The 25,348-nt window shown below is 41.6% G+C and carries 17 protein-coding genes and 1 pseudogene; 6 read left to right on the top strand and 12 right to left on the bottom strand.

The features are described 5' to 3' along the window. Positions 1-179: 179 nt before the first annotated feature. Positions 180-1,430 carry a hypothetical protein gene (locus H6G96_RS13085; protein ID WP_190911859.1) on the top strand — a complete coding sequence of 417 codons (1,251 nt, stop codon included), beginning with the start codon at positions 180-182 and terminating at the stop codon, positions 1,428-1,430. A gap of 29 nt (positions 1,431-1,459) precedes the next feature. Here H6G96_RS13085 and H6G96_RS13080 read toward each other — a convergent pair whose 3' ends face one another. Beyond that, positions 1,460-2,137, bottom strand: coding sequence for an S-layer homology domain-containing protein (locus H6G96_RS13080; RefSeq protein WP_190911858.1), 678 nt, complete (start codon positions 2,135-2,137; stop codon positions 1,460-1,462). Between the two features lie 154 nt (positions 2,138-2,291). Further along, on the bottom strand, positions 2,292-2,771 hold the full coding sequence (locus tag H6G96_RS13075) for a hypothetical protein (protein WP_190911857.1): 480 nt from the start codon (positions 2,769-2,771) through the stop codon (positions 2,292-2,294). Between the two features lie 199 nt (positions 2,772-2,970). Between H6G96_RS13075 and rpiA the strand changes: the two genes are divergently transcribed. Continuing rightward, positions 2,971-3,678 carry a ribose-5-phosphate isomerase RpiA gene (gene rpiA / locus H6G96_RS13070; RefSeq protein ID WP_190729931.1) on the top strand — a complete coding sequence of 236 codons (708 nt, stop codon included), beginning with the start codon at positions 2,971-2,973 and terminating at the stop codon, positions 3,676-3,678. Between the two features lie 119 nt (positions 3,679-3,797). On the opposite strand, the gene H6G96_RS13065 is transcribed toward rpiA, so the two are convergent. Beyond that, the gene (locus H6G96_RS13065; protein WP_242063270.1) at positions 3,798-8,057 is read right to left on the bottom strand and encodes a DUF4347 domain-containing protein; all 4,260 of its coding nucleotides are present in this window, start codon (positions 8,055-8,057) and stop codon (positions 3,798-3,800) included. A gap of 497 nt (positions 8,058-8,554) precedes the next feature. Between H6G96_RS13065 and H6G96_RS13060 the strand changes: the two genes are divergently transcribed. After that, positions 8,555-10,786 carry a hypothetical protein gene (locus tag H6G96_RS13060; RefSeq protein WP_190911856.1) on the top strand — a complete coding sequence of 744 codons (2,232 nt, stop codon included), beginning with the start codon at positions 8,555-8,557 and terminating at the stop codon, positions 10,784-10,786. A gap of 13 nt (positions 10,787-10,799) precedes the next feature. After that, complete coding sequence (locus H6G96_RS13055) at positions 10,800-13,106, top strand: hypothetical protein (protein ID WP_190911855.1); 2,307 nt, start codon at positions 10,800-10,802, stop codon at positions 13,104-13,106. On the opposite strand, the gene H6G96_RS13050 is transcribed toward H6G96_RS13055, so the two are convergent. From H6G96_RS13050 to H6G96_RS13015, 8 genes and pseudogenes are all read right to left on the bottom strand, one after another. After that, positions 13,081-13,926 (bottom strand): class I SAM-dependent methyltransferase, encoded by an 846-nt coding sequence (locus H6G96_RS13050; protein WP_190911854.1) that lies wholly within the window; start codon positions 13,924-13,926, stop codon positions 13,081-13,083. The genes H6G96_RS13055 and H6G96_RS13050 overlap by 26 nt on opposite strands. Positions 13,927-13,961: 35 nt before the next feature. Beyond that, the gene (locus H6G96_RS13045) at positions 13,962-15,164 is read right to left on the bottom strand and encodes an FtsW/RodA/SpoVE family cell cycle protein (protein WP_190911853.1); all 1,203 of its coding nucleotides are present in this window, start codon (positions 15,162-15,164) and stop codon (positions 13,962-13,964) included. Positions 15,165-15,438: 274 nt separating this feature from the next. Next, entirely contained in the window at positions 15,439-16,920 is a 1,482-nt protein-coding gene (locus tag H6G96_RS13040) for an ATP-binding protein (RefSeq protein WP_190911852.1), read from the bottom strand. Positions 16,921-16,927: 7 nt separating this feature from the next. Beyond that, on the bottom strand, positions 16,928-17,479 hold the full coding sequence (locus tag H6G96_RS13035; protein ID WP_190911851.1) for a heme NO-binding domain-containing protein: 552 nt from the start codon (positions 17,477-17,479) through the stop codon (positions 16,928-16,930). Between the two features lie 321 nt (positions 17,480-17,800). Beyond that, positions 17,801-18,007, bottom strand: a complete 207-nt coding sequence (locus tag H6G96_RS13030; protein ID WP_190911850.1) for a phycobilisome linker polypeptide — start codon at positions 18,005-18,007, stop codon at positions 17,801-17,803. Positions 18,008-18,229: 222 nt separating this feature from the next. Further along, positions 18,230-18,718, bottom strand: coding sequence for an allophycocyanin subunit beta (gene apcB / locus H6G96_RS13025; RefSeq protein WP_100899351.1), 489 nt, complete (start codon positions 18,716-18,718; stop codon positions 18,230-18,232). A 65-nt stretch (positions 18,719-18,783) separates the two neighbouring features. Beyond that, complete coding sequence (gene apcA / locus H6G96_RS13020) at positions 18,784-19,269, bottom strand: allophycocyanin subunit alpha (RefSeq protein ID WP_190911849.1); 486 nt, start codon at positions 19,267-19,269, stop codon at positions 18,784-18,786. 378 nt (positions 19,270-19,647) lie between these two features. Then, positions 19,648-22,905 (bottom strand): annotated as a pseudogene (locus H6G96_RS13015) (phycobilisome rod-core linker polypeptide); the annotation flags it as partial. 537 nt (positions 22,906-23,442) lie between these two features. Between H6G96_RS13015 and H6G96_RS13010 the strand changes: the two are divergent. Then, complete coding sequence (locus H6G96_RS13010) at positions 23,443-23,973, top strand: hypothetical protein (RefSeq protein WP_190911847.1); 531 nt, start codon at positions 23,443-23,445, stop codon at positions 23,971-23,973. Between the two features lie 154 nt (positions 23,974-24,127). Here H6G96_RS13010 and H6G96_RS13005 read toward each other — a convergent pair whose 3' ends face one another. Continuing rightward, positions 24,128-24,862 carry a 2-phosphosulfolactate phosphatase gene (locus H6G96_RS13005; protein WP_190912026.1) on the bottom strand — a complete coding sequence of 245 codons (735 nt, stop codon included), beginning with the start codon at positions 24,860-24,862 and terminating at the stop codon, positions 24,128-24,130. A 122-nt stretch (positions 24,863-24,984) separates the two neighbouring features. Between H6G96_RS13005 and H6G96_RS13000 the strand changes: the two genes are divergently transcribed. Further along, entirely contained in the window at positions 24,985-25,326 is a 342-nt protein-coding gene (locus H6G96_RS13000) for a hypothetical protein (protein WP_190911846.1), read from the top strand. Positions 25,327-25,348 lie beyond the last annotated feature (22 nt).

Raw genomic sequence — 25,348 nt, 5'->3', positions numbered from 1 at the left:
TTTTGACTACTATATGTCTATTGGAAATGACTAATAACTCATAGAGAAGTTAGGATGAAAGGTATTATCCAACTTCAGTTCAAATATTTCCTGTTGGAAAAAGCAAAAAAATTAAACAGCAACGCTTTCAACTTGCGTCAAGTTTTACCGATTTCGAGTAAATTTCAATAACCAATCCCATGCCAAATCGTCATTATCCTCCCGCCTACTTACGCTATCTCAAAGCCAGGTTATGGAATCTAGGGCGACCTGGTTTTTGGGGCACTGCAATTTTTTTATCAGTAGTAGGGTTAACAACTTGGGAATACTGGTCAAACCCAAATATTTTCGTTTATAAGCAAAAAAACCAAGTCGCTTCACAAAACCCTGTTGATTCTTCGCTGTCAGAAGAAAACAGAGCCATTGCAGCAGATATTGATAACCTGCCAGTTTTATTTAATGACTTTCAGCAACCAATTCCTTCAGGGACGGCAAATAACCCCAAGGAAAATACTGAAGGAAATAGCAAAAACTTATTAGAGGATGTCACTAATAAACAAAAGTCTGCTAATGATACCAAATTAAATCCTGGTTTAGGTATTAATAGTGGCACCTCCCCAGCCATGCAAAATCCTTTTGTTGTACAAACAGAAAATTTATTGCGGACTGGCATGCTTGATCGTAATAACCAGTTTCTAGGTCTTAAGACCTTAACTACGGCATCTGAACCAACAGGGGCGGAACAAACATCTTCTAGCCCAGGAAGTGGATTGGCGAATCAAACCAATAAGAATCAAAATTCTGTCTCCATTAGCCCTCTGCAAGCAGCACTCAACCAATCCACAAACCAGAAGTTTTCTAGCTTCAATGGGACTGTAACTCAGACAAATGCCTTGGGTCGAGTCTCTGAGCCAGGAACAACGTTAATGCCACCCATTAACAGCTTACCCAGTCAGAATTCTCTACCAAGTGCTGGGTTAACTCCTGGGACAGGTTACACGTCAACGGGTACAAACTTACAGCAAAATCCTTACAGTAATTTAAATAACGGTCAGGTATTGCCTAGTAATGGTTTGAATACTGGGACAGGTTATACATCAACGGGTACGAACTTACCGCAAAATCCCTATACTAATTTAAATAATGGTCAGGTAGTGCCTAATGTAGCACCATTAACGCCCCCAGGTACCTCTGCCGCACCAAATAATATTGCACCTTACTCTAACCAGATTCCGAGTCAAAGTGTTGTCACCCCCACAAACCCTGTAGGATATGGGAATTATGGGTTGCAGCAACCAACGCAACCACCACAATCTAATTATGGGAATTATGGGTTGCAGCAACCGACGCAACCACCACAATCTAATTATGTGTTACAACAACCAACCCAATCTAATTCCTTATATCTTCGCCAGATTCGAGACAGGTATAGAGAATCGGGTCAAAGGTAATTTTAAGTACTTGACTGAGCAAGGTCTAGCTAAGGTGATTGTGGGCTATTTGGAATAATCGGAACTTCTGGTGTTTCGGGTTGTTGCTGTTGTCGTTGTAAATATCTACTCAATACATAAGCCATATCTCCACGGGTAACGGGTCGTAATGGGGAAATATTACCTTGAACATCTGTATTGAGAAATCCTTCAGTAGCTACTGTAGCGATCGCTTTTCTAGCCCAAGCTGGGATAGACTTTTCATCTGGGTATGAAGCCAGAATTTCATTAACAGCCTCATCGGGAAACTGAAATACACCGTAAGCCTGGGCGAAAATAGCAAGAGCTTCAGCCCTTGTCACTCTTTGGTTAGGGAAAAATTGATTGCCCCGATAGCCTTTCATGATGTCAGTTTTTAAGACTGTCTGTATATCATTAAATGCCCAGTGAGAACGAGGAACATCTGAAATAACTAAATTTTCTTTGCTAACAGCTTGCCTGTTATTTAGTCCAAATACTTTTACCATAATTGACGCTAATTCGGCCCTACTCAGTAACCTTTCTGGATAAAACTTGCCATCGGAAAAGTTTGTCATCCATTTGACAGCAGTTACCTGTTGAATCGAATCAGATGGGGTTCCAGAAGTAGTTTCTGGCACTTGGATCTGAGCAATTGCTGGTAATTGTAATAGTGCCACTAAAGATAGAGCAATTGAAAGCTGACGCATCACCATAATCACTTTTAGCTGCTAACGTGAATTTAAAAAACTACGTTACTGAGGTTAACGTAAAATTTGGTGTTTTTAATAACCTGTAACTCAGCTAATGACGAATTTAGGCTGGGCAATGTTGCTTCCGCGACTTAGGGTGTAGCTATAAATTTTAAAAATTAGGGCTGTGTTCAGAATCCCAGCACTTCCCATCATTCCAGATTCTACCAGTATGTTCACATTCTGATTTATCGTAAATCCAAGGAATTGAAGTAGGGTAATTGGAGCTAGATATGGGAGTAAGTGAAGACACTGTAAAAGAAAATATAGTGTAGCTACAAGCCAATATAATAATTAGAAATCCTATAAGGAACAAGATATTGCCAGGTGTCCAAAAAGGATATAAACCTTTTTCAGAGCGTAAACGCACTTTAGGGCGACGTTCTTGACCTGCTAACAACACCACATAAAACCTTAATCCCGGAATTGGCACTGAAACTCTTATGTCTAAAGAATGACGAGTCCAAGTACGAGAGGCAAAACCCTTTTTTATTGCTTCTAATTGCTCCTCTGTGAAGGTGTTTGCTACTTCCGGGGCAATCTTAGCAAAAAATTGCTCAAAATTAGGCTCAGTATACTGGGAGCTTTTCATTTTTCTCGTATATTAAGATACATTAATATTACATTGATCATCTCCTTTGTTCCGGATATTAGGATGTTTTATTTTTTGTAAGTCCCTAAGTAAGGAAGCAAAAACCAGTAAAAACTTGTTTTTTACCTTTCATGTTTTGACGTTATCTGCCTACTACTATGGACTATGAACTATAGTCAGTTTTTCAGGAGTTTTGGGAATGACAGCAACAGATCCCGTAAAGTTGATGAAGCAAGAAGTTGGCAAAGCCGCCGCAGCCCTGGTAAAGTCGGGTTCTATTGTGGGGTTGGGTACGGGGTCAACGACAGCGTATACGATTCAGTTTTTAGGCGATCGCCTCAAGTCTGGTGAACTCCAAGATATTATTGGTATACCTACCTCGTTTCAGTCAGAAGTACTGGCGAAGCAATACGGTGTACCTCTCGCCACTTTGGATGCTATTGACCACATTGATATTGCCATTGATGGCGCAGATGAAGTTGATCCGCAGAAGAATTTGATCAAAGGCGGTGGTGCAGCACATACCCGCGAAAAAGTCGTAGATTACCTGGCAGAACAGTTCATTGTCGTCGTAGATAGTGGTAAATTAGTAGACCGCTTAGGTTCTAGTTTCGCTGTACCCGTGGAAGTGATTCCAATGGCAATTACTCCTGTTACCAATGCCATTAAAAAACTCGGTGGCAAACCAGAACTCCGCATGGGTGTTAAAAAAGCTGGCCCAGTAATTACTGATCAAGGTAACTTTGTCTTAGATGTCAGATTTGACTCTATTGAAGATCCAGTCAGCCTAGAAAAGACATTGAATAACATTCCCGGCGTTCTAGAAAATGGTATTTTTGTTAACTGTGTCGATTTAGTTTTGATTGGTGAAGTCAAAGATGGTCAGCCATTAGTGCGCCAACTGTAGGAGTTATAGATTTTGGATTTTAGATGATTTAAAATCTAAAATCCAAAATTAAGCAATAGCTCTTGTTCAAAGTCTTCATCGCCCCAGTGTGCGAAGCCGCTACAGACTAGAATTGAGCGCTAGACGATGACGTTAGTACCAACTACCAGATTTGTCTCGGTGAAGTTATTCAAAGTTGCAAAGGTATAAAAAGTGCTACCAAAGTAGGCAAATTGAACTTCTGTAGAAGTACCCGATTGCACAAACTGTAGATAACCATCTGAGATGGGATTGCTGCCACTGTAGCCTCTACTCTTAAACAAGTCAGTAAGAATTAACTTATCCTGGCTTTGATTAAAGTCAGTAATGGTATCATTATTGCTAAAGCTTTGGTAAATGAACTGGTCATTACCGCTACCACCAGTCAGGGTATCACTCAAACCACTGCTAATTAGGATGTCATCACCAGCACCTCCGTTCAGGCTATTTTGACCTGCAACACCAATAAGGATGTCATTACCTGCACCACCAAGCAGGGTATCGTTACCTGCACCACCACGCAACAGGTCGTTGCCGCTCTTGCCGTCGATACGGTCATCACCCCCTTGACCGTTAATAATATCTGCTGAGTTGTCAAACCCATTGACATTGTTGTTCAGGTCATTGAGAAAGGTGACTATGTTCTTGTTCGAGATGGTGCTTTGGGTGGAGTTGGCATCGAAGACATCGAAGCTTTCACTAATGCTGGTTTGCCCATTAAACAGGATATTCCCTACTGCCGATACGTTCTCTAGGTTTTCCTGGGGAAAGTTTTGCAGGATAACTTTATCATCAGCCACTCCTTCAAAGGTGATTTCCAGATTGTTGTCATTCTGGGTGAGTAACAGATTTCGGGCAGTCAATCCAGTACCTTGAAATTTGAGGGTATCCACTTCGGCAATGATTGCTGCTGATGGATTTGAGCCTTTACCTAACCCACCAAAATCGGTGATGGTATCAACACCGTCACCTAAGTTGTAAACAAATTTATCTTTACCGCCGCCACCAGTTAGGATGTCGTTGCCTTGGTTCCCTGTGATGGTATCATTCCCGGCTTGAGCGTTAATTATGTCACTATATTTCTTGCCCACTAAATTATCAGCGCCCTTGGTTCCATTCAGCCCGTTAAACTCTAATGCGCCAATATCAACTTTACCCTTAGATATTCTGTTAAATCCAGCGCCGCGTTGGTCGGTGGTGATACCTGCTGGAATCAGAGCATTATTGCCAGCGTTAATGGCGGGACTATCGCCAAGTAAGGCATTAGTAAAGGTTTTACCACCATTATTTTGCAGGGGGCTGAGTTTTGGATCAATGGGATTGGTTCTAGTACCGACGAGGGTGCTGGTAGTAAAGCCAGTGCTACCAGTGCGATCGCCAATTAGGTTATTTCCAGCGTCGGTGAAGTTACCGGAAACGTCGCGGGAAAAACCAGTATCGCGGGGATCATCAGGATAAACTGTGTAGGAGTTACCTGCAATGATGGTATTGGCAACGGTAACAGTGCCGCCATTGCTGACAACGCCCCCACCATTGCCAAGAACACCGTTATAGCTAAAGCCCTCTGCTATGTTATTGGTAATGGTGTCATTGGTAAGGGTGAGAGTGCCACTATTCAAGATGCCGCCGCCGGTATAGTATGCACTATTATCAGAGACTGTGCTGTTAGTCAGGCTAAAAGTACCTGAGTTAAAGATGCCACCACCGTCTGCGGCACCATTATTAGAGACAGTGCTGCTAGTGATATCGAAAGTGCCTAAGTTATAAATGCCGCCGCCGTAAGATGGGTAAGGGTCAGGGCCTCCCCGATTAAGACCGCTAGCGAACGCACCATTATTAGAGATAGTACTGTTATTTATACTGACTTTGCCAGTGTTGAATACGCCGCCGCCATAGGCTGTGTTGAAACTGACGCTTGCACTATTATTAGAGACAGTGCTTCCCGTTAGCCTAAGGTTGCCTTTGTTAAAGATACCGCCGCCTAATGATGACCCACGATTCCCAGAGAGAGTGGTGTTAGTCAGGCTGAGAGTGCCTTTGTTAAAGATGCCGCCTACCTCCCCTTTATTGTCAGAGATAGTGCTATTAGTCAAGCTAAGGCTGGTATTGCTATTAAGCAAAATACTGCCTAAGGGATCATTAGCATTAGCAATCTTCAAGCCATCAATGCTGGCATCTGTCCCAGAACGCGATATCTCGAACACGCCCGATGAATTATTCCCACTTACGATCAGGTTAGATGCCCCAGTCCCCAAAATGGTAATATCGTCGGTAATGGTTAGTTTCCCAGAGGTGAGGGTGATGATATCTGGGGTAGCATCGGTGAACACGCCCGCAAAGGTAATTGTATCTGCCCCAACAGTCGCATTTGCATTCAGGATAGCCTGTCGCAATGACCCTGAGCCAGAATCATTGGTATTAGTTACCACTGTGCCAGCATTAACAGGTGGCGGGGTGATGGAAGGCTGGACTTCGTAAGCACCAATATCAACGACACCGTTGAATATGCGGTTAAATCGACCGCCGCGTTGGTCAGTGGTGACACCATTAGGAACTAGAGAATTCTTGCCAGCATCAATAGCAGGGCTACCCGCAAGTAACGCCTGGGTATAGGTTGCACCACCGTTATTTTGCAGCAATCCGAGTTTGGGGTTAATGGGACTAGCACTTGTGCCCACGAGGGTGCTGGTGGTAAAGGCAGTGCTACCAGTATTATTGCCAATCAGGTTATTGCCGGAGTCAATCAGCCCACCACTCACGTCAGGCTGTATATCACCAGAGGTGGACTTGTCGAAGTTGCCTGCAATGATGGTGTTACTAACCTTGACGTTAGCAGAGGAATCAGAGGAACTAAAAACACCCCCGCCATTACCAGTACCATTACTATCTGAGTCAGCTGTGTTGTTATTAATTGTAGTACTGATTATGGTAAGGCTATTGTCACTGACGTAGGCTCTGTCATTGTATATGCCACCGCCATCCTCTAACGCTGTATTGCCAGAGATGGTGCTGTTAGTTAGAATAGCAGATCCGAAACTATAACCATTATCATTTCCGTTAAAAATGCCACCGCCTGAGGTTGCTGTATTGCCAGAGACACTGCTATTTGTTAGGGTGAGAGTGCCGCCTTGGTTATAGATGCCACCGCCGGAGTTTGCCGTATTGCCAGAGACACTGCTATTGGTTAGGCTGAGAGTACCAGTTTTACCAACGGAAGCGTCATTAAAAATGCCGCCTCCGCCATTACCATTAAAAACCGTGCTTCCCCCAGTATTTCCATAGACACTGCTTTCCGTTAAGCTAAGAGTCCCAGCATTATAGATACCGCCTTGCGTATTGCCAAAGACGCTAGTGTTAGCAAGACTGAGGATGCCGCTATTAGAGATGCCAGTTCCTGCTGTATTTCCAGATACGCTGGTCTTAGCTAGGCTGAGGATGGAAGTTCTATTAACCTTAATACCGCCGCTAGCGATCGCCAAGCCATTGATGGTGACACCTGTCGCTAGTCCTGATATCTCGAATGCTGTAGAGGCATTATTTCCACTCACAGTCAGCTTAGATGTCCCAGTCCCCAAGATGCTCAGATCATCGGTAATCGTCAGTTGCCCAGAAGTAAGGCTGATAACATCCGGGGTGGCATCTTTGAATATTCCTCCAAAGGCGATCGTATCGTCACCAGCAGTAGCATTGGCTAAGTTAATAGCCTCTCGGAGTGTCGTGATGCCATTATTGCGATCGCCATCATCTTTGTCTCCAGTATTATTCACTGTGAAGGTAGCCAGTACCCCTGCGTAAGCCTGCCGCGTCGTTTCTGCAAACACTAAACTCAGTTCCATATCGACGGTGCGGACTTCTAATTCCCAGTTGCCGCCTAATGCTGCATTACCAATTCGCTGACGGGAAGCAGCAATATTCGCTCCGGTGAGTTGGTGCAGTTTGTCTACAAATTCTGCTCCCGCATCACCTAAAGCCACATTGCAACCATAGATGAGTAAGTTCCAGGGGTTATTGCTTTTAGCAGAGGTTGAAAATATCTTTTGCCATTGTTGCAGTTGCTGGCTGTACTCGTCGAGGGTATCGAGTCCTAAATGGGTGTTGCCCAATTGCAAGTAACCTGGGGCACCGTGGCACACAATATGAATATTAGTCAAATTCGGGCGATTGCAACTCGTCAGGATTTTCGTAATTTCTTCAATACCGTTCTGCGTTGAGTCAAGCACGAACACTTGGGTATTATCAAACACGCCATTGACTAAATCGTTATAGTCTTCAACTGCCATGTCAATGAAGACTAAATTATGGCTATAGGAGGTGGAAGTTGCGGAATTTACTTGGAAGTGTGAGGTATATAGTGTTGTCATTTTTTTACTTTGAGCTAAGGCGATGAGGGAAACTCAAACTGACTCCAGCCGCGTAATTACAGGATTTTCACACAACTACCGATAGTTAAAAATACTATATTTTTACTAATTATGTTCCCTTTCGTTGCTATCATCTAGCAAGTTGATGCTTTTGTAAAGCAATAATGAGTATGTAATTTTACATGACTTTGCAACTTACATATAGCATGGGAATCAAAAACCCGATTTTATGCTGGTTAAACTTGCAAATTTAAATTTTTTACCCATAAATTAGTTTATCAATTTTGTTGAAAATCGTACCAAAATGGCGGAAATTCAATTTAAATATATATCTTTTCTGTAAATTAATACTCTTAATTAACATATGTATTACAAAATGTTTAAAAATGTAACATTTAAATATTTAAACGCAAATAACTATTGCCACGTTTTAATAGACATTAATTTTTTAATAATGTTAATCATGCAGAATCTAAAAAAATATTACAAGTAATAATATGGAAAAAAGTGTTATTAATGCCAGTCTTTCTACTCAAAACCTAACTTTTCGTCCAGGTGATACTCCTGTCTCGTTTGAGGTAACTGTCAATAATGACAGCGATCGCTTTGTCAATTTTCAGATAGAAATTGCCGCCGCAGGAGAAACCCGGAATACAGGATATCGCTGGTATCGGCTTGAGCCAGAGGTGGCAGCAGCTAAACCACCAGGCAGTAGTACCATATTCCAAGTTTTTGTATTCAATACACCCATTCCGGGATTTGTGGGTACTGTCAACCTGATGGTGAGGATTTTTTCACCGCAATTAGCACAACAGTGCAGACTTGTGCTGCGCCTAAAAATCGAGCGAGACAATAGACCAACACATTTAAGTGTAGAATTGCCTGTGCGAGAGTTCCAAGTCTATCCTCGCAATTCTGTGGATATACCAGTACGGGTGCGGAACCTGGGTCAACAACCAACTGAGGTGGTACTACGTTTTACAGGCGTTGATCCGTCTTGGCTAACTGGCAGTGCAGAACGGCGATTATCTTTAGATCCGGGTGGTTTAGCAGAAGCTACATTTCAATGCCAACCTCCTTCTGTTGTGCAAGCGCCCAGCCAAAATTATCCTTTTACTATTGAAGCTGTTAGCAATAATGGTTATCCAACTAGTGCTGAAGGCAACATTGAAGTTTTGCCTGTGGGTTTTATAGACTTTATCATCAGACAAAAACATCTCAAAATTCCAAGTAAATCAGCATGGTTACCTGACTGGAAGTCTGATACAGCTTCTTTTGAATTACTATTTAAAAACGCTAGCAACCTCAACCAGCAAATTAATGTGCAAGTACAGGGTAGAGACTGGCGAAGATGTAGTTTTAAAAAGCTTCCCGAAATTGCCAATCTCCATTTAGGAGAAACAAGTAAAGTTATCCTCGATGTTAAAACAAAACGCCCTTGGGTAGGAATCGGCAAAACTCTATTATTAGAGGCTAAATCGGAATTATCTGACCAACGTTTAGGAAGTACAGACCCAGCTACGCAGACATTAGAAGTGGAGACTTTGCCAATCATACCTCTATGGTTACAATTGGCTGCGATCGCACTATTAGCTGCACTCCTCGCATGGATACTGCAACCAAGAAATGTAATGCATACACGCTCTGTAAACTCAGTGCGTTTTAGTGGCATTGGCTCATCTGTGCTTAGTGGTTCAGATGATTGCACTTTAAGATTTTGGAGAATCGGTGCTGATAGCTTAGACCCCGATGATACAGTAACATCCACTGAGCGATTTGCGTGTGATAAATCTCAACAGCCCAAGGGTTTGATGGCGATTACCGATGACGCAGTACAAGTCTTACGCTTTATGCCGGTACAAAATAATCGTGCTGCTGTTGGTCTAGATAATGGGGTAATTGAACTAAGAGATGTACCCTCAGGTGTAAAGATCAGTGAACTTCAAGACCTTAAAGATCCTAAAGCAAAAGGCGATCGCGTCTTTGATTTAGCTTTCACCTCAAACTCACTTAACTTATTCAGTGGTTATGGCAGTGGTAAAGTTAGAGTATGGTCAAGACCAGCGACTAACAACGATTTTCTAGCAGAACCGCGAGTTATCGATGTACAAAATACATTGAAACTATCAGGTTTCCAAGTCCGGGCACTAAATCTCAGCCCAGATGCAAAAACTCTAGTAATTTCTGGAAACTTCAAGCGTTTCATCTTGTGGCAGTGGAATCCAACTCAATCTGATCAACAATTCCCAAGTTTATCAGTGCAAAATCTAGAAAAGCTAGACCCATTAGTTGGGCGTGAAGACTATATTTGGGGATTAGCTTTTGTTCCTAACTCAGCAGAAAAAATCCTAGCAACTTCCGATTCTGCGGGATTCATTACAATTTGGAATTTAAATCAATGCCAAATTCTCAAAAATCCGAATCCGCAAGAAAAATTTAATGAACTTAATTGTTCACCACTAGACCGATGGTCAGCATCAAAAACATCTGTGCGTAGTCTGTCATTTAGTGAAGATGGTAATCTCTTAGTAAGTGGTGGCGATGATGGACGAGTAGTGGTTTGGTATTTAACCCCCGAACATAAGCTCGATAAAACAAAAGCAACAGAAGGTAAAACAATTTACCAAAGCTCTAAAAAAATCAATAGTATCGACTTGAAAACTAATCAAGAAACCATGATTGTAAGTGGTGGTGAAGATTTTCAGGTCAAACTACACCGCATCAAATAAGGGAGTCGATCAGATGCAAGCTAAATCCAATCCACTGCAAGTTATTATCAACCCACCTGGAATTCAATTTGGAATGCCAGGAGATACCATTCAACTCTATGTTGTTGTGATCAATCAGGGAGATCAGAGTGCGGTTATTGACTTATATTTTGTTTTTGACGAAGTATTTCAAAATTTAACTGGCTGGTCTAGTTCTCCTAGAGAAAGTTTAGCATTAGCTCCCCAACAGAATAGCGACGAAGTAACATTTGAGTTTCAAATTGCTGCCAATGCTCTTCCAGGAACCTATGACTATACATTAGTCGTAGATTCCCCTCTACATTATCCACAAGATACTCCTATAACCTTTCCAAATCAAATTAAGGTTCTGCTAAAAGAACAGACTGCAATTCGGGCAAATGACCCGACATTTTCCATTAGACCTAACACCAATCCCAACAAGCCACTAATTTTTAATCCTAGTGAGCCTCTGCAAGTGGAGGTAATAGTTGACAATCGCTCTTATCTTGTAGACAGGTTCCGCTTGAGTTGCCCAGATTTAGATGATGACTGGTTTACAATCAATTATCCTGCAACTGGATTTGAGGGCTTAGGGTTAGTGTCTGATGTAACGGCACTAGAACTCAACCCTGGTACTCAAGGTCAAATATTGTTGAAATTTCACCCACCTGGAGATACCCTTGCGGGAAGCTATTCTCCGACAATCCGTTTGTATTCAGAAAGTTCTCCAGACTTAGTGCTGTTGGATTTGGTATACATCCAAATTCCGACAAATTATCGCTTAGATATAGAATTTAATACTATTTTGGGAAAAGTTAGCCGTAGTCTTGGCAAGTACGAATTATCACTGGCTAACCAGGGCAATATTGTCCGTGAACTGATATTAAGCTTAAAAAGTCGAGACGAGGAAGAACTATATACTTACAAATTTGATCCGACTGAGGTAAGATTATTACCTAATAGAAGCGCTGTGGCTAATTTGACAGTCAAACCCAGACCTTGGTGGCGACGACCGTGGTTTGGTGCAGGGCTAGTGGTCAACTTTCAACTAGATATCAAAGACCAACAAAATTTACCTTTACCTAACACATTGCCTCAAGGAAGTTTAGTATGGAAACCCCGTCCTTGGTGGCAATTTATTCTGTTGCTTTTGGCAGTTTTGGGGTTACTAGGAGGAATAGGGTTTATCATTTGGCGAATTTTAAACCCCGAACCTTTGAGATTAGAAAATTTTAGTGCAAGTAACTCTCAAATTACTGAAGGTGATGAGGTAACTTTGAATTGGGACATTCACAATTATAAACAGTTACAAAAGTTGGTTTTGACAGGCAAAGGTTCGCAACCCATTCAGCCTATTTCCTATGACTTTAGCAATGGCATTCCTGAAACACTAGGCAAAGGAAGTGCTAATGAAATACCTCCTTGTCAGGTAAAAGAAAAACAAGAACTAAGTTGTAGCAACGTTAAAACTGGAGTAAGAACAAAAGGAAATTATACTTTTGAATTACAAGCTTCTTATCGGAATGGTATACAATTGTTTTCTCGAAATAACCAAGTAGCCAACCAAACAACTGAAGTAGAGGTAGTTGAAAAGCAAATTGCGGAAGTCGTTAGTTTCCAAGCAAATAAACCCCAGTATACAAAAGGTGAAAATATTCTTTTAAGCTGGACAATAGCTCGTCCATTTTTGTTGGAACAAATCCAAATTTCTGGCAGTGCAGATGACGGTACATCTTATAGTGAACCAATTACTTATAAATTTAATCAAGGTAATATTGCCGATCCTAAACTTCAAAAACTGTGTAAACAACAAAATACACAGATGCAATGTACAAATATTTCTATACCAGCTATTAAAGCCGGGAACTTTGCCTTTGAAATAAAAGCTTTTCCTAATAATGGAAGTGAAAAAATTAGTTCTAAAAAGACTGATTCAAAAATTGCTATATTACCGAAACCATTTAAAATTGTCTCTTTCAGAATCAACGGTAGTGAGCAACCGAATCTGGTTCTCAACGAAGGGGAATCTGCTACTCTGACTTGGAGAGTAGAGGGAGAAAATATTCAAGTTAAACTTCTGCCATACGGCAATGATGTTAAACCAGTTGGCTCAATAAAGCTTCCAGTCAATCAAGCTTTCCCGCCTCGAATCGGACTGTTAGTGAATGATATATCAGGTAAACAGCAATCTCAGGAAAGAGGATTTGCAATCACAGTTATCAAAAAAGTAGAGCCTACTCCTACACCTAGTATTAACCCACTTGCGCCTAATCTTCCATCTAACAGTAGTCCATTTAAAAGTCCTTTACCTCTGAGATAACTTTTTGGGCGATGTGAAAAGCAGAGATATATGAAAGTTGCAGACTGCCTCCAAAATGATCTTCTATGCAATGTCTTAATTCAGAAAATAAAGACTCTTTGTTATGTGGATCTAATTTTATGTACGGCGAATAGGTGGTCAAAAGTGTTAAATATTCATCGGCAGTATAGGTTACTTTTGATACAACTTGTCCAGATATCAAGTCTTTGAATTTTCCCGAATCAATGGCCATATTTCCTAATTGTCTCAAGATATATTCTTGAGTTTCTTGGTTTTCATATCGGTCAAGAGATGGAGTATGTAGTTGATAGACTTTTGATAAACTTTGATACACCTCGTAGCTGGGTTGAAGTTCTTTGTTCCACAACAAAATCAGGTGGCCATTCTCTTTTAAGGCATTTGCTGCTTTTGGATAACCTACTTCTGGTGATATCCAATGAAAAGAACTTGCTGCTAAAACGGCATCAAATTTAAATGGCTCAAGTTCCCACTCTTCAAACGATGTATTCTGAATCTTTACATTGGAATACGGTTGACAATTCTGTTGAGCTAAATGAAAAAATTCTGGGTTGGGTTCTAAGCAGATTATAGAACAACCCAATGGAGCGATCGCTACCGTTGCAGTTCCAGGCCCACATCCAACTTCTAGAATTTTGGAGTTAGTGGAGAGTTGAGCAATTTCCACAACTTGCTTAATTAGATCCTGAGGATAGCGGGGTCTTGCCTTGTTGTAAGCTTCTGCTGCCGGAGAATACCAATTTTTGCGCTGTTCAAGGTCTGTGCTGGAGTAGTTGATTATTGTTTGTTTTAATTCTTTCATAATCTATTGAATTCCTGCAAAGAGCTTTAGCTAACTCAATTTCTATTTTTCTGAAAAGCTCGACGTCTACGACCATTTTCAACCAGGGGTTTTCGCAACGGTACTACCTCAGCTTCACTACTCTCGCGTGCTACCCGAACCAGCAACCCAGCAGCTATTAAGCTAGCAATCATAGAATTACCACCATAACTAAACATGGGCAAAGGTAAGCCAGTAGTTGGTAGAGAACCTGTAGCAACACCGACGTGGAGCAATGACTGTCCTACCATCAAAATTGTCACGCCGATCGCGACCAATCGATGTATTGTATTTTTAGCCTTCAGAGCCACAATTAATCCAAGAGTGGCGAATGTAGCTAAAAGTGCCAACAGTACCATACTGCCGACAAACCCAAACTCTTCGGCGAACACCGCAAAAATAAAATCAGTATCCTGAATTGGTAAATAAAATAGTTTTTGTTGAGAAAGCCCAAATCCAGAACCCCAAGTTCTACCAGAACCCACAGCTAGTAGACTTTGCACCAACTGATAGCCATCTCCTCTCGCATCTGCCCACGGATTGAGGAATGACATTACCCGCCTACGCTGATACTCTTTAATACTAATACTAAGTAGTGCCAACATCACTCCACCAATTGCTGTTCCTCCCAGATACTTGTAAGGTAAGCCAGCTGCTAGAGCAATTAGCCAAATCGTCATGCCGCAAAGTGCTGTTGTACTCAAGTTAGGCTGGGCAAGAATTCCTAAAAGTACCAGACTGAAAATACCCAACCAAGCCAAGCGAACCCGCCAACTGATTCGTTCCCATTGACCAAAAAGCCGCGCACTTTGCAGCACCAAGAAGGGTTTAATTAATTCTGAGGGTTGAATCGGAATTGGCCCGATCGCTATCCAACGTGCTGCGTCAAAAGCTTTCTTTCCCAATCCTGGAATCAGTGTAATGAAAATTAATGTCAAAAACACTAATAAAAACCAATGGGATTGTCCCAAAATTTTCTGCAAAGGCAAATTAACAATAATATTGAATCCAATTAAGGAAACTAACACCCAAACCAGTTGACGCTTAAAGTAGTACAAGCCATCATCATGACGAGCATCAGCGACAGGATAGGATGCTGAAAATAGCATTACCAAGCCGACGAACAGCCAAATCAACGTTAACCAGCGCAACAGCCGCGCTTCTAATGCCCAGTTGGAGACTGAACTATCAAAAATTGGAATCAAGCGGCGTAGATTCACGAGCAGTATAGGTAAAAAGTTAGGAATTAGGAGTTAACAGTAAAACTCATAAATCATAATTTATAACTCATAAGTAAGCTTTACAACCATAAATCTTAAAATAGTAAACTTCAATACACCGCTCGATCAATTTTTGCGATCGCTGCATTTAAAATTAAAAAGCACAATTTTATACATCAAATACAGTAATTTAAATGGTAATTTAGAATTATCCTCAATCTAAGGCTTCTTTAGTTCAGAAGTTCGGAGAGTCAAAATAATAAAGTGGTGAGTTTTACTCACTTACTGTCAGCATTGCTGAATCATGATGATTCATAAAACTTAATAATTTAACGGAATTAACTGCTTCTCTGTCTATAGACAAGGGAATTTCAATCCAAAACTCAGTTCCTTGTCCAGGTTCTGATATACATCTTAATGTTCCCCTATGTTTTTCAACTACAATTTGATAACTAATTGATAAGCCTAATCCTGTACCCTTGCCTACAGGCTTAGTTGTAAAAAACGGGTCAAATAATCGTTCCTTAATTGCTTCTGTCATTCCTGACCCATTATCAGCAATTCGGATAACACACTTCGTTTCGATGATTTGCGTAGTAATTGTAATTTTATTAGGATTAGCGTGAATATCTGCGATCGTTCGTTTATCGTTATAGTTTTCGAGCGCATCAATGGCATTACTGATAATATTCATGAATACTTGATTGAGTTGGCCAGCGTAGCAATCGACTAAAGGCAAATTCCCATAATTTTTGACCACTTTTATACCAGGATGATCAATGTTATTCTTCAACCGATTCTGTAAAATAAGCAAAGTACTATCCAGTCCGTGGTGAATATCAACAGTTTTCTTCTCCGCTTCATCAAGACGAGAGAAATTCCGAAGAGACAAAACAATTTCAGAGATCCTTTCGGCTCCTACTTGCATCGAACTTAGGATTTTGGGTAAATCATCTAGTAAAAAGTCTAACTCAATTTCCTCTGTGTATTCTTGAATTTCTAATACAGGATTAGCATAAAACTGCTTGTAAAGATGCACAAGCCTTAATAGAGACTGTGTATAATCTTTTGCATATTTTAAATTTCCGTAAATAAAGTTAACGGGGTTATTAATTTCGTGAGCAACTCCAGCAACTAACTGTCCCAAACTAGACATTTTCTCAGCCTGAATTAGTTGGGCTTGAGTTTGCTGTAGCTCTTGGAGGGATTTTTCCAATTTTTTAGCCTGAGCCTCAGCAATTTCTGCTAGATTCTCCTTGATTTGCAATGCACTCCGTAGTTCTGCCCTTTGCTGTTTAAGTTCGCTTGTTAAGTTTTTAGCATCAGCCAAAGCGGTGTTCTGAGCTTGCAGTAGAAATAGGAAATCAACAATCGGGTCGTGAATCGCAAAGTCTTTGAGTTTAAGACCCAGAGGAGCCAGACTAATTGTATCTGTAATCCAGGGAGAGCCTAGAAAAAAGATAACTTCCTGCTCTGGTTGATACATCATCTGACCCTTGAGCTGCATTCCATTGTGGAGAAACTCTAAAATAAACAGTGCACGAGATTGTTTACTAATAGCATCAAAATCAACCAAAATTTTTGGACGATTTATCTGGAAATGCTGCTCAATCAATTTACCAACTAGTGGTTCAGGACTAATGCGCCCTAAAACATCACCAGCTTGTACAATTTCTCGATTACGGCTAAAGGCAAAGTGGAAGGGAAAAGCTTTCGACAGAAGCTCTGGCGAAAGCGTAAGGTGAGGAGAAGCCATGCTACACTCAATTTGGTTTATAAATCACTAAAAATTCATCATGTTCAGCACCCTCATCCCGATTCTGGGTTTGAGTAATATCAACTTCTGTATCAAACCTGTTTCCCAATCCCTGAACTAGTCCAAGAATCATTGGCGTTAGCCCTTCTCTATCAGAGCGATAATGTAAGCTCAAAGAATTTTCTTCCATATCAGTACACTCAAATGATGGGGGGTGAAGGTTGGGAAAACTAACTCCTACACGAGCATGAAGATTATCAAGGTTTTCTAAAAATTCAGGTAGTGTATCTCCACTCATATCCATCATTTCGCCGTAACCTTCTTGGGCTGTGTACTGAACCCAGAATTCTCCAAAAGCTTGCATAATTTGTTGGGTAGATAAGCTCAGAACGACACTAGCAGCTTTGACGAGCTTGTGGGTGATGTCATCGGGATAGCCCTCCATATTGAGAAAAACATCTATGTCCACCTCTGCTTTGTGCTTAATTTTTTTCCAAGTCTCTTCGCCAAAGCGACTGCATACCATGTCTTGAATTGCTTTATTTACTAATCCGTACATGGAAGCCTCCTCATGACTGTACCTAATTTTGCTTTGTGAATTTCAGCGAAACTTGACAACTGATTCCCTAAAGGGTTATTTAAATCACAAGCTTTTCCGTAGTTAAGCTTTGAAATGTTTTATTACAGCTTTAAAACCGAAAAAATAGGGAAAACTGTTCGCATTTTAATGCTATAAATACTCATTATTACAACCGTATTTTCACTTATTCGTTTTCCCCACTTCTTTGCTATTTTAATTTTCAAAAATACAAGCAGCAAAAAAAAGAGGTCTTTACTGACCTCTTACTAATTCTCTAAAATAATGTTTTATCTACAGTAATTACGACAAGCCAGCATTAGTACCTTGCTTACCAGTTGCCAGTTCTACCTTAATGATTGTGCCGCCTGCTTTTTGAATGCGTTGCTGTTCACGGAACCAGTTCTCATAAGGAACTAATTTAGTAAAGTAAGTATTTTGGAGTTCGCGTTGAGTACGAATTCTGGTTTGGCTGGGAACTAGAGCAGTAATTTTAAAAAAACGGGACATGTTTTGAAAATCTCCTGTAAACTTTGTGAAAACTTTTTTATCTCAAAATCTTGAGTGCAAATCTTTTAATTATTCAAAGGCTGGAAATCAAACATCAATACTAGACCACCAACACTCATCAGTGATAATTTACCAAGATAAGCAATATAACGTTCTAGCACTCACAGTTGATTTCCAGACCTTAATAAAGTCGCACCTAAATTTTTAAGCGCAAACTAGTTCTTAGCTTAAGCCAGAAGAGATATAGTCTAGGTAAACACCCATTTCCTTACCAGCATCAGAACCAACCAAGCTAGCGGTTACTTCCTTGATTGCTTGGATAGCCTGCACGGTAGCACCAACGGGAACTCCTAAAGAGTTGTAGGTTTCCTTCAAGCCATTTAATACACGCTCATCCAAAATGGAAGGATCGCCAGCTAACATAGCGTAGGTGGCATAGCGGAGGTAATAGTCCAAATCACGGATGCAAGCTGCATAGCGGCGGGTGGTGTACATGTTGCCGCCGGGACGGGTGATGTCAGAGTATAGCAAAGATTTTGCTACAGCTTCTTTAACGATCGCAGCAGCGTTAGCGCTGATGGTGCTAGCAGCACGTACTCGCAGTTCGCCAGTGGCAAAGTAGCCTTTTAGCTTTTGTAAAGCAGAAGAGTCTAGGTATTTACCTTGAACGTCTGCGGAGTTAATGACAGCGGTAATTGCGTCTTGAGCCATGTTATTAATTCCTTATTTCCAACCGTATTGCAATACTTCTGTTTCAGCAGAGAAACAGCATCACCTTATAGCAGGGCACCAACTAAGTAGTCGAAGTAAGTACCAGCTTCAGCAGCATCATCACCAGACATCAATGTAGTAGCTACATTCTTCAGTCCACGAATACCTTCAGCAACACCATCGATAGGAGTTCCTAAGGACTTGTACATTTCACGGACACCGATAACACCAATTTCTTCGATGGGGGTAACATCACCAGCAACGATACCGTAGGTAACGAGGCGGAGGTAATAATCAAGGTCACGCAGACAAGTAGCGGTCAATTCTTGACCGTAAGCGTTGCCACCAGGAGACACAACATCAGGACGCTTTTGGAACAGTTGATCGCCAGCTTGCTTAACCAGACGTTCGCGATTTTCTGTCAAAACTTGAGCAATCCGCACACGGCGCTCACCAGTAGCAACAAAGGATTTGATCCGATCCAATTCACCAGGGCTGAGGTAGCGAGCTTCTGCGTCAGCATTCACGATAGCTTTCGTGACGATACTCATTAATGGATTCCTCCAAATACGAATGAAACCAGGATTTGATTAAACTGGTACGACTTTAATTCGGTTCACTGAGTTTGTTTTCTCGTTCTTTTAGATACAACAGTTTAATAACTGTTACGGCTAATAAATTACGAGTTTTCTTGAGTCAATACAAGAACACAAGCTTTGAAACTCAGTTACCTTCCGCAAAACATTTTCCGGCATTCTGTTGAGCATTTATGACTGCTCTTAATACTTTGTAATATTGCTTATCAGAATTTTCGGTTTTAGCTGTAATCTGAGAGCAATATTACGAAACGTTACGAAAAGGAAAGGGGACAGGGGACAGTAAATAATCTGTACCCTATTCCCCATTCCCTATTAGCTATTACCTATTGGGAAACGGTTGTAAGGTACAACATCTTCACCAAAGTAGCGGCTATATTCTGGGCTTCCGACTATTGCTTCTACAGTAGCTGACAAACCAGTATTAGCTAGCAGATTGTTATACTGGCGAATTTCTTCCTGATCTGCGGGTGTACGCCCCAACAGGTGGCGGAAGAGGAACTCAATCACCTTGGCATGAGGATAAGGTAATAAGAAGCGCTGGCGATAGATTTCGGAACTAGCTAGTTCACGTACAAACTCCCGGACGGAAATTTCACCATTCTGGAGTTTGCTGTCTAAGTCAGTACGGCGGAAATTATCAGGCACTTCACCGTTAAATACATCCAATACCTGACAGTAAATGGCGTTGATTGCCTGTTGTCTTTCGGCTTGGTTTGTGTTTTCAGTTAGACGGTAAATGCGTGCATGTTTACGCACAGCCACTTCCACAGGTTGCCCGCTACCATCGTTGTAGGAACGACCCAGTTCAGCAAATGAGGGCTTACCATTTGTTTGCGCTGCTATATCTGCGATCGCTTGGGTCAAAAGCGGCGTATCGTTGCTAACTCCTACACGCGGTTGTACTGGCTTAAAGCTCGGTACAACTACGTCATCGTTTTGCTTGGTAAGCTGGTTGTACAGCTTCTCTGTATTCGGGAAGTTTGCCGCAGGTAGAGTTGGGAAGCGACGGTAAGGCACCGTATCCTCACCAAATACCTCGTTATATTCCACACTATTTACCAAAGCAGCAATAAAGGCACGAATACCTTGAGTAGCCAAAATCTGGTTATACTTGCGGATTTCTGCTTGGTCTAATGGCGCACGTCCCAAGAAGTGTTTGGTTCCTAACTCAATCACTTTGGTGTTGGGGTAAGGTGTGTAGAACTCTTTTAGGTAGAGGTTAGAATAACCCAAACCTTCAATAAATTCCTTCACACTAATTTCGCCGTTACCCAGCTTGCTTTCCCACGCCGTAAATTCATTTTTGGCGATGTATGGTGCAATATCCCGCTCAAAAATCTGACGATAGGCAGCACTAATCAAAGTTTGCACTGCAACTTTGTCATTGGTATTCGCCACCAACTTGAAGATTTTGGTTTGTTCACGTTGCTTGCTGACGCCTTGGTTAACACGGAACTGAACATCTGGTTCTGACCGTTTTTCTGTGACTGTACCCAGTGTCACAAAGCTCGGCGTTACTTCCTTCTGAACTTTCGCCGCAACATCTTCACGAATGCTACCAACGCGTAATTGTCGTCCTGATACACCACCAGGAGTCAGATACCGTTCGTAAGGAATTGTATCTTCACCGAATGCTTCAGTGTATTCTAGGCTGTCAATAATGGCATCAACTACCGCGTAAAAGCCTTGTTTGGCAGCAATGTCAAAGTACTTATTGAGTTCTTGACGACCATAAGTCGGACGACCCAACAAGCGGCGGTGAATATACTCGATCGCTTTACAAACATAGAGCGATGTCCAGTACAGATTGCGGAATACATCCGACTTAGCCAAAGCACGGATAAACTCCCGTACAGAGATGTCGCCGTTTTCCAGCTTGATTTCCAATACCTTCGGGCGCTGACCTTCGTAAAGATCGCGACCGAAAACTTGCAGGTAAGCAGCTTTAATCACTGCTTGCGTCGAGCTTTCGGAGAATCTAACGCTAGAACCTTTGGTTGCCTTTCTACCAATAGTACCTGGCAGTTGATCTAACTTGAACACCTTTGGTCCAAGAGTACCAGGAGCTTCACCCCGCGCTTTGGGATTACTATTCTGGTTATTAATCCCTGCCCCTTGGTGAATTAGGATGCGCTTGGTATCCTTCCCAAAAGGAGCCGGACTGGTGCTGGGGTTGCGAGTTTCTTTCGGGAAAATTGCCCCAAATTGAATTTCCAAGGGGTCATTCCCAGAACCATAAGGATGTTGGTCTGGTAGCGGTTGTTCGTAAGCAGCAAATGTGGTAATAAACTGAGGTATCTTGCGGAAAGGCGCACTGTAGTTCAAGAGGTCTTGCTGCGGTCCCCAGTTGCGACATTCTTGTGCCTCTTGACCAAGACCCCGCAGGTAGGGTACTGTTTCTTCGCCAAAATAGTCGCTGTATTCAGCAGAATCTACTAAGGCATCTACTAAGGCTGGCAGACCACCGTTAGAAACAATCGAGAAGTATTTTTGTACTTCTTCACGGCTACTTGGGCCCCGTCCTAAAATGTGACGGAAAGCTAGTTCAATGACTCGGCTGTTAATAAAAGGCTGGTAAAACTGTTTTTGGTAAAGGGGAGATTTAGCTAGACGACGGACAAATTCCTTCACGGAGATGTCGCCATTTTTTACCTTGGATTCTAGGTCAGATATCGACAAGCTATAAGCACGGGTAATATCGCGCTCAAAAATTTGCCGATATGTAGCTTTGATTACCTCATTTTTTTCGGTAGCTGACAACCCAGTTTTCATCACATACTTGGGACGCCGTTCTGCCGCATTAAAGTAAATTTGCGGCAGTTGCAACCCTTGCTGGTCGCTAGAGGGGCGTTGGCGAACTTTATTTGAAGGTGTGGCTGCTTTGAATTCTGCTAGCAAAACATCCATGTACTGAGACACAATTTCTGTAGCCTCAGCATCTTTGCGGAAAAAGGAAAGTGACGCGGCTTTGATTTCTTGCAAAGCTACTAGCGTTGCTTCACCAGAGCAGGCATTTTCAATTATTTCCCGCAAACCCCGTGTATTCACCGCTATGATGTTGGGGTCGCCAGCAACGATCGCGTAAGTAGCGTAGCGCAAGAACCAGGATAAATCCCGCAAGCTCTTGGCCATGTTGCTTGGGCCATATCGAGCAATGTTAATTGGTCTAAAACCCGGAGGTGTTGGGCCACTGGGGGATGAGTTAAATATTGATCGTAAATTTTCTAAGAATCCACCACGACTTTCAACGTAGGTTACAGTTCCTAGTTGCATCCCTTGCTGAACACTAGCACCAGCACTAACAGGTACTACTTCTACTTCTCTGGGCTTTTCTAAAAAAGCCATTGGCGAACCACCGACAAAAATCCGGTTGGCAGCGCGAGATACAATAATCTCGGCATTATCCGTCAGCGTCTGGGAAATTTCTAGACGCTTTGCACCAGACGCAAAATAGCTTGCCAGTTCATCTAATTCACCACTTCCCAAAAAGCGGTCTTGCTGCTCGGCTTGGGTAATTGTCGCTACAGCTAGGGTTTGATATAGTTGCGGACGCGCAACTGAGCTTCCACCACTTGCCTTAACACTCATCGGATTTGTAAAACTCCCATCATAATCATTTATGTGTTAAGTCTGGATCGCTTTGAGGCTTGACACATCGGTGTGTCTGTGCTTTATAAGCTTGAGAGTAGTGCCTGCAAAACTGCCAGTAAATTAACCCGGTTAGCTTTTAGATTAGAACGTTTTGCGTTCTCAAAGCTGGTTTATTAAGAACTGTGTAGAACCGTAGCTTAGATACATCCAGTTTTAAGAGTACATACTCTTGTTTGGCTGAGACAAAATCTAAGTTTTGTAACTAAGAAATAGGCTAGGCACGGTCTACTGATGCCGGAAGCCTCTATTTTGATGTTTGTGGCAGTGTCCACCCTACGATTATTACAACTTATACAAAATTTTAGTTGAAATCAAATTGCCTACGGCAGTCTCAGTGGACAGTAGTCATTAGTCGATGTTAAGTTGTTTTTGCTACTGTCAGCTAAATATTCATAAATAACGCCAACGGAAAATAATTCTTAAATTCCGTTGAATTAAGCTTTAGATATCAACATTTTATATAGGGAAAATACTATGAGCAAAAGTTGTAAATTTAACTATTTATTCAATGCTACTCTGTCTGCGATCGTAGTTATTTTGGCTGTCACTCCCGTAAATGCGCTTCCAGAGCAAAACATCAGCACCGTTGTGAAGTGGGCAAAGACCAGACCTTTACTACCAACTCTGAGATACAACAGCGAAGCCCACGGCTACGACGGTACAAAGGGAAATTTATACTTCTATGCTGATGTCACTTCTCAAAATGGGACAGTGAATAAAGAAGGCATAACCGTTAGTGGTGATAAACGCCTCAAATTCACCACAAAAAATGCCAATGCAGTGAAATTGTTACAAAATATTTATAATTCTAATATTGCCAATGACTTCCAGAAGTCCCGATATATTAGCAAAGTTGGACGTGACCAGTATTATCGCGGACAAAAGTTTGCTTACATCACTGCTGAGGTGCAAGGTGGGTCATCATTTCAGATAATTCCCTTGAATAAATTGCAAGAGTTTATAGATAATGCCAAATATTGCCAAACCAATCAGTGCGACCTTTAATTAGGGATTTCTAAGGAATAAACTAACCACAGAGACAAGGCAGCGCGGTCTTGGGGGTTTCCCCCATGAGCGACTGCCGCACAGAGAACACAGAGAGAGGAGAAATAGAGAGGATTTTTGTGTCAGTTTGGAGATATTTTTATTTGGAAGTCTCTTAAGCCTGTAGCCTGGAATCTACATAAGTATTATCAGTAAACAAAGGCACGCAATCACTAATGTTGTAGGCGGCGGACAGTTCAACATCTGACTCAAAACCTCTCTCAATCAACTCTTTACCCGAACTGCATTTTTTTAAGTACCCCAATAAATTCTGCTGGAAAGCTTGAAATGTTGTTACAGCAACTTCGGCTTCTGGTGATAAACTGCCATGTAAATAACTGAGAATTGCCCCAGCACCAATTAAATCTTCAAATGCAGGGCGGAGGCTACCATCTTCTTTCCACCTTTCACCGGCAGGAATCACAGCGATTTTATCACCATACTTTTGAGCAAACTGCGCTACAGCTTGGCAATTTCGCAAGCAACCAGCCAAAGTTGGGGTATCCCCTGTATGTAAAGTCAGAAAAGAACCATTAGGTGACGGTAAAACTAGTCTAGTTCCAGCAGAAATATGAGTTACTGATTTTGGCGAGAGAGAATATCCAGTTGTAGTCCAACGTTCTCTATGACTTGCTAACTCTGCTTGTACTGACTTGGCATAATCTATGGCTGATTCATCTTTATATGCGTAAGGAAAAATTATCGCGCCGTTGTTGGTGGCAATTTCCACGCAGGTAGAAAAAGAGAGAATGTCAACTATTACAATTACATCACTGATGGGAGCGAGTTGAGCAACTCCTTGTGCCCCCCATTCACAGCGTAAATTAAACTCTGATTGATTGTAAATCATTGGTGCGATCGCAAAAGACATATGATATAGCGGTTGTCAGTTGCTAACACGTAAAAACTAAATGTTAGCAGTAAGTAGGTCAGCAGTTATAATCAATATAAAACTTCAAGGTTAAAAATATTATGAATTTAATTGTAAAAACTTTTCCTAATAATACTGTACCCAAGTTAAATTATGATGTGCTGATTGAAAATCAACCAGATGGTGGAGTTAGTGCGACAGTGCTAGGCTTGCCAGATTTTAAAAGCTCTGGTGTGACTAAAGAAGAAGCGTTAGAGAAACTAATTCAACTTTTACAAGAGCGAAAGCCAGAAATAGTAACTTTGGAAATTGAATCTCCCCAAACCGAACATCCTTGGATGAAATTTGCAGGAATGCACAAAGATAATCCTCTTTTTACTGAAGTTCTGGAATACATAGAAGCTGAACGGAGTCAAATTGATTTGGACAATGAGACAAAGTAAGTATTATGTGGATATTAGATAC

It is taken from the genome of Nostoc sp. FACHB-892 (assembly GCF_014698795.1).
GTDB lineage: Bacteria > Cyanobacteriota > Cyanobacteriia > Cyanobacteriales > Nostocaceae > Nostoc.
This window is presented reverse-complemented; position numbering and strand designations above follow the sequence as displayed.

Excerpts from the sequence above, each read along its gene's own strand:
- H6G96_RS13085 (WP_190911859.1), top strand. The coding sequence starts at position 180 with ATGCCAAATCGTCATTATCCTCCCGCCTACTTACGCTATCTCAAAGCC.
- H6G96_RS13080 (WP_190911858.1), bottom strand. The coding sequence starts at position 2,137 with ATGCGTCAGCTTTCAATTGCTCTATCTTTAGTGGCACTATTACAATTA.
- H6G96_RS13075 (WP_190911857.1), bottom strand. The coding sequence starts at position 2,771 with ATGAAAAGCTCCCAGTATACTGAGCCTAATTTTGAGCAATTTTTTGCT.
- rpiA (WP_190729931.1), top strand. The coding sequence starts at position 2,971 with ATGACAGCAACAGATCCCGTAAAGTTGATGAAGCAAGAAGTTGGCAAA.
- H6G96_RS13065 (WP_242063270.1), bottom strand. The coding sequence starts at position 8,057 with ATGACAACACTATATACCTCACACTTCCAAGTAAATTCCGCAACTTCC.
- H6G96_RS13060 (WP_190911856.1), top strand. The coding sequence starts at position 8,555 with ATGGAAAAAAGTGTTATTAATGCCAGTCTTTCTACTCAAAACCTAACT.
- H6G96_RS13055 (WP_190911855.1), top strand. The coding sequence starts at position 10,800 with ATGCAAGCTAAATCCAATCCACTGCAAGTTATTATCAACCCACCTGGA.
- H6G96_RS13050 (WP_190911854.1), bottom strand. The coding sequence starts at position 13,926 with ATGAAAGAATTAAAACAAACAATAATCAACTACTCCAGCACAGACCTT.
- H6G96_RS13040 (WP_190911852.1), bottom strand. The coding sequence starts at position 16,920 with ATGGCTTCTCCTCACCTTACGCTTTCGCCAGAGCTTCTGTCGAAAGCT.
- H6G96_RS13035 (WP_190911851.1), bottom strand. The coding sequence starts at position 17,479 with ATGTACGGATTAGTAAATAAAGCAATTCAAGACATGGTATGCAGTCGC.
- H6G96_RS13030 (WP_190911850.1), bottom strand. The coding sequence starts at position 18,007 with ATGTCCCGTTTTTTTAAAATTACTGCTCTAGTTCCCAGCCAAACCAGA.
- apcB (WP_100899351.1), bottom strand. The coding sequence starts at position 18,718 with ATGGCTCAAGACGCAATTACCGCTGTCATTAACTCCGCAGACGTTCAA.
- apcA (WP_190911849.1), bottom strand. The coding sequence starts at position 19,269 with ATGAGTATCGTCACGAAAGCTATCGTGAATGCTGACGCAGAAGCTCGC.
- H6G96_RS13010 (WP_190911847.1), top strand. The coding sequence starts at position 23,443 with ATGAGCAAAAGTTGTAAATTTAACTATTTATTCAATGCTACTCTGTCT.
- H6G96_RS13005 (WP_190912026.1), bottom strand. The coding sequence starts at position 24,862 with ATGATTTACAATCAATCAGAGTTTAATTTACGCTGTGAATGGGGGGCA.
- H6G96_RS13000 (WP_190911846.1), top strand. The coding sequence starts at position 24,985 with ATGAATTTAATTGTAAAAACTTTTCCTAATAATACTGTACCCAAGTTA.